The organism is Streptococcus mitis SK597 (assembly GCF_000148545.1).
GTDB classification, from domain to species: domain Bacteria; phylum Bacillota; class Bacilli; order Lactobacillales; family Streptococcaceae; genus Streptococcus; species Streptococcus mitis_C.
In genome coordinates this window covers 24,783-34,158 of the sequence record NZ_AEDV01000001.1, presented here as the reverse complement: position 1 = coordinate 34,158, position 9,376 = coordinate 24,783, and the positions used below count along the sequence as shown (strand labels likewise).

The following is a 9,376-nucleotide window of genomic DNA, read 5'->3' as shown; positions in this document are numbered from 1 at the left end:
TTGCCCCTTCAAGGTTTTTCTTATACAAATAAACGAACAAAGCTATACAGTAGCAAGACACTACCAAGCACGATACGGTATTTACCGAAAAGAGTAAAGTCGTGTTTTTTCACATAGCTAGTCAAGAAACGAATAGCGATCATGCTGACTGCAAAAGCGACTCCCATCGCAACCAAGAGCAAGAACAATTGCCCAAAGCTCAAGAGCTGTCCTGCTTTCACAAATTTGAAAATCTTTAAGGCACTAGCTCCAAACATAACAGGAATCCCAAGATAGAAAGTAAATTCTGTCACAACAGAACGACTGGTTCCATTCAATAAACCACCGACAATCGTTGCTCCAGAACGGCTTGTCCCTGGTAAAAGGGCAAGAACTTGGAAGAGACCGATATAAAAGGCTGTCGTATAAGGAAGCTTGTCCAACTCTGTTACACTTGGCTCGATAGCACGCGCTTTATTGCGCTTTTCCAAATAGATAAAGGCAATCCCATAGATAATCAACATGAGGGCAACTGAAACCATGTTATGGAAGTGGGTATCAAACCAATCATCAAATTTAAAGACGCCAAGCAAAGGCAAGGTCGCAATCAAGACCTTCAACCATAGTCTCCAAGTCTTACGAACTTCCTGTTTGTCCTTAGTCGGTTTAAAGGGATTTAGTTTATTAAAGTAAATGACCATGACTGCTAAAATAGCACCAAGCTGAATCACAACATTAAACATGGACATAAAAGCTTCATTCTGATTTTGGTATTGGATAAACTCCTCTGCTAAAATCAAGTGACCTGTACTGGAAATCGGCAACCATTCCGTAATTCCTTCAACAATCCCGAAGAAGATAGATTTTAAAATTTCAATAAGATACATAGATTACTCCTTTTTCTATCTTCCATTATAGCATATTTTAGCTCTCTTTAAAAGGCACCGATACTGCCGCCACCTCCGCCTCCAGAGAAGCCACCACCAGAACTTCCACTTCCAGAAGATACGGAGTAGGTACTTGCTGTATTTGCGACACTAGCATAATGGCTCATTTGCGCGCTTGAATGATAAAACATACTATGCCAGCCATAAGCTACATAGAGATTGATATCTGGATTTTCCACTTGAATCTGATGAACCTTCATCAAATGACTGACCTTGTCCGCATAGCCAAATAGGGTCGCATAGACCAAGAGACGATTCCAGACCACAATACTTTCCAATTCAGCCTGATCCAATCGTGCAATCTCACGCAACATATTTTCAAAACTGGTCCAGAGATAGTATACTTCTGCTCCTGCTTCATTTAGGACACCATCACGATTATCTAATCGAAGCTTCCAATAATAGAAAACAGCCAAAACCAAACCTAGAAAACCAAGTATCGGCAAGGGGATGTAAAGATAGTCATAAACATCCAAACTGTACAAGAACAAACCAAATCCGATAAATAGGGACAAGATAGTCAAGACACCCATACCTACTTGCAAGGCCTTTTCCCCACCAGTTAAAGGACGATAATAATCTGGAAGTCCCCAGAAGATAACCCGATTTCTCACCCCTTCTTGCATCTCTTTCAATACTTCTTCAAAAGAGGATTTGAGCTGACGTCCCTTTGCTTGAATCCGTTTTTCATCAGAGACTTTTGCTCTACGATAAAGACTATCAGATACCTTGTAATCCGCAAACAAATTGGAAAGAGTTTCTTCTTTTTTTCCTGAAAAAGCCAGATTTAGACAGTCTTTCTCAAAGCTTGACAAACCATCTTCTTTGACCAGCCTCAAGCCAACTGCATCTCCTTCTGAAATGATAGAGACATTCCCACGGTCTATCACATCTAGCAAGGTAGCTTGAATAAGTTGATCAAAGGTGAATTTTCCAGCTCCCTTGACCAAGGGACTCACTTCCTCCAAGGAGGTCGAGTAGACAGCTTCTGATAAAACCATAGGCTCTAATTCCATTGGTGGTTCATAGAGACGATGATTTTTGGCATATTTGACTGAAGGAGTGGTCTTTCTTCTATAAATAAAATAGAAGCAGACACTCAATAACAAGGAGATGGAAAGGATCGAAGGGAAGATCCAAGTAAGGAGTTGTTTACTTTGCTCTTTTTCTTTAACAATCGAGTCTTCTACCTTATTAAATTCTTCTAAATGATTTCCTTTCAAGCCCTGATCCCTAGCGCTAGCAAAATCGGTCCGAGGCCAATAGGCATGCAATTCAACTCCACGCTTAGCCGGAAGATTGTCTAAACGAATAGTATAATCAAGGTTACTCTTTTCAACCGTTCCCTCTCTAAAAAGTTTGCCTGTATGGAAAAAGAGTTTTTCAGCACCATTATCTCCCCTTACATGAAATTCAAACTTTCCAATAGCCCCTGAACTATCTGTTAAAGGTTGCCAATTTAATTCAGCGATGTCATCATATAGGAAAAGCAAATTTTTTAAGTTCCAGGTAAGGTCAACTTCAACTGTGTCGCCATCTTGACCTGGATTATAAACTTTAACAGTATAACCATCTGCTCCTTCTGTCACTTCGCTAGTAACGTCTGCTAGTTCAGCACCATTTTTCGAGGCCTGAACCTTTGGATGGGAATCAATGTCAAATCCGCTAGGCATCTTGCCAGCACGTCCAAGTCCCACAATTTGACCCTTAAAGTCCTCCTCAAACTGATAAACTATCTTTTGTCTAAATTCTGCCGTATTGTCTGCATGAATATACAAATCCCCTTGATAAGAGTTTATCTTGAAATCAATGGCAAAAACCGAGAATGGCAGAAGGTAAAACAAGCCTAACACTAGTAAGAAAAAAGTTTTTTTCATCAACTAAGCCCCCTTTTTATCTTTGCTATCATTATATCATTTTTTCATAAGTAAGGGCTTACCTATATTGAAAAATAGAGTTTTTTTCGATAAAATAGGAGACAGTTATTTTTTAATAGATTAGAAATAGGAGAAATCATGAAAAAAATATACTTATCTATTTTCACAAGTCTCTTGCTGATGCTGGGACTTGTCAATGTTGCCCAAGCCGATGAATATTTACGCATCGGTATGGAAGCAGCATATGCCCCCTTTAACTGGACCCAGGACGATGATAGCAATGGAGCTGTCAAAATCGACGGGACTAACCAGTATGCCAATGGATACGATGTTCAAATCGCCAAGAAAATCGCTAAGGACTTAGGCAAAGAACCTTTGGTTGTTAAAACCAAGTGGGAAGGTCTAGTCCCTGCCCTTACTTCTGGTAAGATTGACATGATTATCGCGGGTATGAGTCCTACTGCTGAGCGCAAACAAGAAATTGCCTTTTCAAGCAGTTACTACACTAGCGAACCAGTTTTGCTTGTCAAAAAAGATTCTACTTATGCAAACGCAAAATCTTTGGATGACTTTAACGGTGCGAAAATCACTTCTCAACAAGGTGTCTACCTCTACGACTTGATTGCACAAATCCCAGGTGCTAAAAAAGAAACAGCCATGGGAGACTTCGCTCAAATGCGCCAAGCTCTTGAGGCTGGTGTCATCGATGCCTATGTTTCTGAACGCCCTGAAGCACTGACTGCCGAAGCCGCTAACTCTAAGTTTAAGATGGTTCAAGTAGAACCTGGTTTCAAAACTGGGGAAGAAGATACAGCTATCGCCATTGGACTTCGTAAAGATGACAATCGTATTAGCCAAATCAATGCCAGCATTGAAACCATTTCAAAAGACGACCAAGTTACCTTGATGGATCGTATGATCAAGGAACAACCTGCCGAAGCTACAACAACTGAAGAGACTAGCAGTAGTTTCTTTAGCCAAGTCACTAAAATTCTTTCTGAAAACTGGCAACAACTCTTGCGTGGTGCTGGTATCACTCTTTTAATCTCTATCGTCGGAACCATCACGGGTCTCATTATTGGACTTGCCATTGGTGTCTTTCGTACTGCTCCTCTATCTGAGAATAAAGCCATTTATGGCCTACAAAAACTAGTCGGTTGGATCCTCAATGTCTACATTGAAATTTTCCGTGGTACACCAATGATCGTTCAATCAATGGTTATCTACTATGGAACTGCCCAAGCTTTCGGTATCAACCTTGACCGTACACTGGCTGCTATCTTCATCGTTTCAATCAACACTGGTGCCTACATGACTGAAATCGTTCGTGGTGGTATCCTAGCAGTTGACAAGGGACAATTTGAAGCTGCTACTGCTCTTGGTATGACCCATAACCAAACCATGCGTAAGATTGTCCTACCTCAGGTAGTCCGCAACATCCTACCCGCAACTGGTAATGAATTTGTCATCAATATCAAAGATACATCTGTATTGAACGTTATCTCTGTTGTCGAACTTTATTTCTCAGGAAATACCGTGGCAACACAAACCTATCAATACTTCCAGACATTTACAATCATCGCCGTGATTTACTTTGTCCTCACCTTCACCGTAACACGTATCCTACGCTTCATCGAACGCCGCATGGACATGGATACCTATACTACAGGTGCTAACCAAATGCAAACGGAGGATTTGAAATAATGACACAAGCAATCCTTGAAATTAAACACCTTAAAAAATCCTATGGCCAAAACGAAGTGCTAAAAGACATTTCTCTCACTGTCCACAAGGGAGAGGTAATCTCTATCATCGGAAGCTCTGGAAGCGGGAAATCAACCTTCCTACGCTCCATTAACCTACTTGAAACACCAACTGATGGACAAATCCTTTATCATGGACAAAACGTCCTCGAAAAAGGCTATGACCTCACGCAATACCGTGAAAAGCTAGGGATGGTTTTCCAATCCTTTAACCTCTTTGAAAATCTCAACGTGCTTGAAAACACAATTGTCGCTCAGACAACTGTCCTTAAACGCGAACGTGCAGAAGCTGAAAAAATTGCCAAAGAAAACCTGGAAAAGGTCGGCATGGGGGAACGCTACTGGCAGGCTAAACCAAAACAACTCTCAGGTGGTCAAAAACAACGTGTGGCCATCGCTCGTGCCCTCTCTATGAATCCGGACGCCATTCTCTTTGATGAACCAACATCAGCTCTCGATCCAGAAATGGTTGGAGAAGTCCTCAAAATCATGCAGGAACTGGCCCAAGAAGGCTTGACTATGATTGTAGTGACTCACGAGATGGAATTCGCTCGTGATGTCTCTCACCGTGTTATCTTTATGGATAAGGGTGTGATTGCCGAAGAAGGTAAACCAGAAGACCTCTTCACCAATCCTAAAGAAGACCGAACAAAAGAATTCCTTCAACGTTATCTCAAATAAAAAGAAAAGGCTGCATCAATCGTGCAGTCTTTTTGCTGTCCTCATACTATTCGAAAATCTCTTCAAACCACGTCAGCTTCGCCTTGCCGTAGGTATATGTTACTGACTCTGTCAGTCTTATTTACAACCTCAAAGCAGTGCTTTGAGCAGCCTACGGCTAGTTTCCTAGTTTGCTCTTTGATTTTCATTGAGTATCAAAATGAAAAGGCAGACCTTATTCAAGAATCCGCCATTATCCAAAGATTAATCTTCAAATTTTTCATGATTTTTTTCATAGAAATCAATTAAACCTAGAGCCGTTTCAAACGAAATATTTTTTACTTTTGCACGCCCCTGCGCTAGAGCAATGATAGACATTTCACGCGCATTCGTTTCTTTAGAGATACGGTAGCCTGTGATTTTCTTATCACGAACCCAGCCAACAACTGATTCTACTTTTTCAAAGTTTGACTTAGCCATGTCCTTCTCCTATTTTCTTCTTTACGATATTTAATTGTATACGTTTTTATGTCTTTTGTCAATAAAAAAACATATATTCAATAAAATTAATGATTTATTTTTTTGTTACTATCTTATTAAAGCTGATAATATATAGGTTTTTACTTGCTATAAACCATTAGTAAATACCTTTAAAATAATTGTATTATTAACTCTTTTATTTGTAAAAATATTCATAATTTACAAATACCAGTTCGGGATAGGTTAGACAGGTTTTATCTTCAACTTTATTCTATTTATCCAACTTTAAAACGATATTTCTAATAGCGGAAGACTTTCTCTCCACACTATTACTAACTATTCTTTCTATTCTCCTTCTTTAATTTTCTTCCTGTCTTCATAAGCACTTTTCACTTGCTCAACTGGTACTATTTATTTACTTTATCAAGATTCCTTTTTGTTTCTTTAAACCAATAAAAAGATTAGTAATTAAGAAACAATAGTATCCTTTCTTCCAACATTTTCCACTGTTTTTATCTTCTTAGTATCTTATCACTCTTCTCAGTCAACTCAGTATAAGATTTCTTATTATTGATTATTTTTTCTAATTCCTATTATATTTAGCCAAATTTCATATTAGCTATATATAAAATAGTGGATTCTAAAAATACTCCTTATATATAACAAGTAATTTTACTCCCTTACTATAAACTGAATCAAAAAATAATAGGTACTATAATGACTTGTGATAGAAATAGCGTAATCGATTTCCTAAGTCCATAGGAATCGCCCCCTTTCTTTACCCTCATTATAGCACCTATACATCAGTTGTGCAAATAATATGATATTTTTTTATTAGTCCTCAGACAAGCATATTATAGAGCGTTTCATTACCATTTAAGTTAATATAAGATGGATCAAAACCTTCCATTCGACGAATCAGACCTGCATAATCATGCTTATTTGCCAAGGCAATCCCAATCAATACTGGTCCTGTCCCCTTGCTAGCTCGTTTGATATACTCAAAACGCGTGATATCATCATTTGGCCCTAAGATATCATTTACAAACTCACGTAAGGCCCCTGGACGCTGTGGAAAATTGACCACAAAGTAATGCTTGATCCCATCATAAATCAAGGCACGTTCTTCCATTTCTGGCATACGGTTAATATCATTATTTCCTCCAGAAATGATACAACAAATGTTTTTCCCCTTGATATATTCAGCCAACACCTCTAGAGAGGCGATACTAGCTGCTCCAGCAGGTTCTGCGACAATCCCTTGCTTAGAGTAGAGGTCAATCAAGGTTTCAGAAATCAATCCCTCATCGACACCTACCAAAGTTTGAACATGTTGACGAGTTGCTTCATAGGTCAACTGACCTACCTTTTGCACAGCAATCCCATCCGCAAATTTGTCAATTTCCTTGAGTTTGACAGGTCCACCAGCTTCAAAGGCCGCCTTCATGGAACGCGCTCCATTCGCCTCTACTCCGATAACCTCAATCTCTGGACTTGTTTCCTTGATATAGGTAGAAACCCCAGCAATCAGACCGCCACCACCAACAGGAACCAAGACAGCATCAAAATCAATCGATTCTTTTCGAGCTTCTTCTAAAATCTCATAAGCAACTGTCCCTTGACCAGCTTGAACATGGGCATCATCAAAAGGATCAATAAAGGTACGATTTTCAGAAACTGTAAATTCTTGAGCTGCTTTGGCTGAGGCATCAAAGGTATCTCCAACTAGTTTAATGGTTACGAAGTCCCCACCAAAAAAGCGAACTTGACCAATTTTTTGTTGCGGAGTTGTAATTGGCATAAAAATAGTAGCAGGTATTTTCATCTCATTACAGGTATAGGCTACTCCCTGCGCATGATTTCCCGCAGAAGCGCAGACTACCCCACGCTCACGCTCTTCCTTGCTGAGCTGGGAAATGGCATAATAGGCACCACGAATTTTAAAAGAGCGAACACGTTGGGCATTTTCCTTTTTCAAATAAATCTTAGCACCATACTTCTCCGATAAATAATGGTCATAATCAAGCGGTGTATTCACAACCACACCATTCAAGACCTTGTGAGCCTTGATTATATCTTTTGAACTTAACATATAAAACCTCTTTTTCTATAAAAAACAGTCACTAATGACTGTTTTTTTAGTTATTCATTTCCAAAAACTTCAGCAACACTTTCATGGTATTTATGAGCCATACGAATTGAAAACTCTTTAGGAAGTTCATAACGATTTGTAGAAATCCAATCATATAACCATTCTGCCAAACTTTCTTCACTATCATTACGATGGAAGATAAAATAGTTTAAAATTTCTTTATATTCTACATCATTCAAATCCAACGTGTCTACAAATTGACTACGAGGAACAAAATTAGAATCTAATTTTCTTAATTGATCTGTCAATTCTCCCAATTGTAAATCCAACTGAAAAAATAATTTTTGCAGTTGCCTATCAGTTTCATCACATCCTGTCTTGATAGAAAACAAATTGGTAATATTCATATGATTTCAACCCCTAAATCAGTATATCTAATATCCCACGAATAGCTGAAGCTACTATTTTAGCAAAATCCTTTGCTTTCTAATTAGTTATAGATTTTAAATGCATCATCGTCGTTTTTACCAACGAATGGCATTGCTTTACGCAATTCTGCACCAACTTTTTCAATTTCAAGGTTAGCTGCTTGTTCACGGTAAGCAGTCAATTTTGGACGTCCAGCTTTATAGTCATTTACAAAGTCATTTGCAAATTTACCATTTTGGATGTCTGCCAAGACAGCCTTCATATTTTCTTTAACTTGCTCAGTGATTACACGTGGACCTGATACATAGTCACCGTATTCAGCAGTATTTGAAATAGATTGACGCATTTTCTTGAATCCACCTTCATAGATCAAGTCAACGATTAATTTCATTTCATGAAGAACTTCAAAGTAAGCCAATTCTGGAGCGTAACCTGCTTCTGTCAAGACTTCGAAACCTGCTTCGATAAGGGCAGTCAAACCACCACAAAGTACAGCTTGTTCACCAAACAAATCTTCTTCAGTTTCTTCTTTGTATGTTGTTTCAAGAAGACCTACACGAGCTGCTCCAACACCTTTACACCAGTCCATAGCAATGTTTTTCGCATTTCCTGTTGCATCTTGGTAAACTGCATAAAGAGCTGGAACACCAAATCCTTCTTCATAAGTACGACGTACCAAGTGTCCTGGTCCTTTAGGAGCACACATAAAGACATCTACATCCGCAGGAACTTTGATAAATTCAAAATGAATGTTGAAACCATGAGCAAATCCAACTGCGTTTCCAGCTTCCAAGTTTGGAGCGATTTCTGCTTCGTACAATTCTTGTTGGATTTCGTCTGGTGCCAAAATCATGATAACGTCAGCCAATTTAGTAGCTTCTGCTACTGTGTAAGTGTCAAATCCATCTTCTTTTGCTTTATCAAAAGATTTACCTGGACGTACACCGATAATAACATCACGACCTGAATCACGCAAGTTTTGAGCATGCGCATGTCCTTGTGAACCATAACCGATAACGGCGATTTTTTTACCGTCAAGTGCTGCTACTTTAACATCTTTTTCGTATTCCATTTGAACTGCCATCGTTTTTCTCTCTTTTCTATTATTTATTACCTTTTAGGCTGGTTTAACAAATTTAAGTTGGATTT

8 protein-coding genes are annotated in these 9,376 nt (G+C 38.9%); 2 read left to right on the top strand and 6 right to left on the bottom strand.

Features of this window, described 5'->3' with window-relative positions; all coding sequences use genetic code 11:
* Positions 1 to 20: 20 nt before the first annotated feature.
* Positions 21 to 866, bottom strand: coding sequence for an undecaprenyl-diphosphate phosphatase (locus tag SMSK597_RS03620; protein WP_000280770.1), 846 nt, complete (start codon positions 864 to 866; stop codon positions 21 to 23).
* 47 nt (positions 867 to 913) lie between these two features.
* Entirely contained in the window at positions 914 to 2,803 is a 1,890-nt protein-coding gene (locus tag SMSK597_RS03615) for a DUF2207 domain-containing protein (protein ID WP_000750664.1), read from the bottom strand.
* Between the two features lie 138 nt (positions 2,804 to 2,941).
* Here SMSK597_RS03615 and SMSK597_RS03610 point away from each other — a divergent pair, with 138 nt between their 5' ends.
* Both SMSK597_RS03610 and SMSK597_RS0101885 read left to right on the top strand, forming a co-directional pair.
* Positions 2,942 to 4,507 (top strand): ABC transporter substrate-binding protein/permease, encoded by a 1,566-nt coding sequence (locus tag SMSK597_RS03610; protein ID WP_000725638.1) that lies wholly within the window; start codon positions 2,942 to 2,944, stop codon positions 4,505 to 4,507.
* Positions 4,507 to 5,247, top strand: a complete 741-nt coding sequence (locus SMSK597_RS0101885) for an amino acid ABC transporter ATP-binding protein (protein WP_000189470.1) — start codon at positions 4,507 to 4,509, stop codon at positions 5,245 to 5,247. The genes SMSK597_RS03610 and SMSK597_RS0101885 overlap by 1 nt, the downstream gene beginning before the upstream one ends.
* 243 nt (positions 5,248 to 5,490) lie before the next feature.
* Here SMSK597_RS0101885 and SMSK597_RS03605 read toward each other — a convergent pair whose 3' ends face one another.
* From SMSK597_RS03605 to ilvC, 4 genes are all read right to left on the bottom strand, one after another.
* Positions 5,491 to 5,706 (bottom strand): capsule biosynthesis transcriptional regulator, encoded by a 216-nt coding sequence (locus tag SMSK597_RS03605; protein ID WP_001130036.1) that lies wholly within the window; start codon positions 5,704 to 5,706, stop codon positions 5,491 to 5,493.
* A gap of 841 nt (positions 5,707 to 6,547) precedes the next feature.
* On the bottom strand, positions 6,548 to 7,798 hold the full coding sequence (gene ilvA / locus SMSK597_RS03600; protein ID WP_000952974.1) for a threonine ammonia-lyase IlvA: 1,251 nt from the start codon (positions 7,796 to 7,798) through the stop codon (positions 6,548 to 6,550).
* A 50-nt stretch (positions 7,799 to 7,848) separates the two neighbouring features.
* A complete protein-coding gene (locus tag SMSK597_RS03595) occupies positions 7,849 to 8,205 on the bottom strand; it encodes a hypothetical protein (RefSeq protein ID WP_001027898.1) in 357 nt (118 codons plus the stop codon).
* Between the two features lie 83 nt (positions 8,206 to 8,288).
* Positions 8,289 to 9,311 (bottom strand): ketol-acid reductoisomerase, encoded by a 1,023-nt coding sequence (gene ilvC, locus SMSK597_RS03590; RefSeq protein ID WP_000290683.1) that lies wholly within the window; start codon positions 9,309 to 9,311, stop codon positions 8,289 to 8,291.
* Between the last annotated feature and the right edge of the window lie 65 nt (positions 9,312 to 9,376).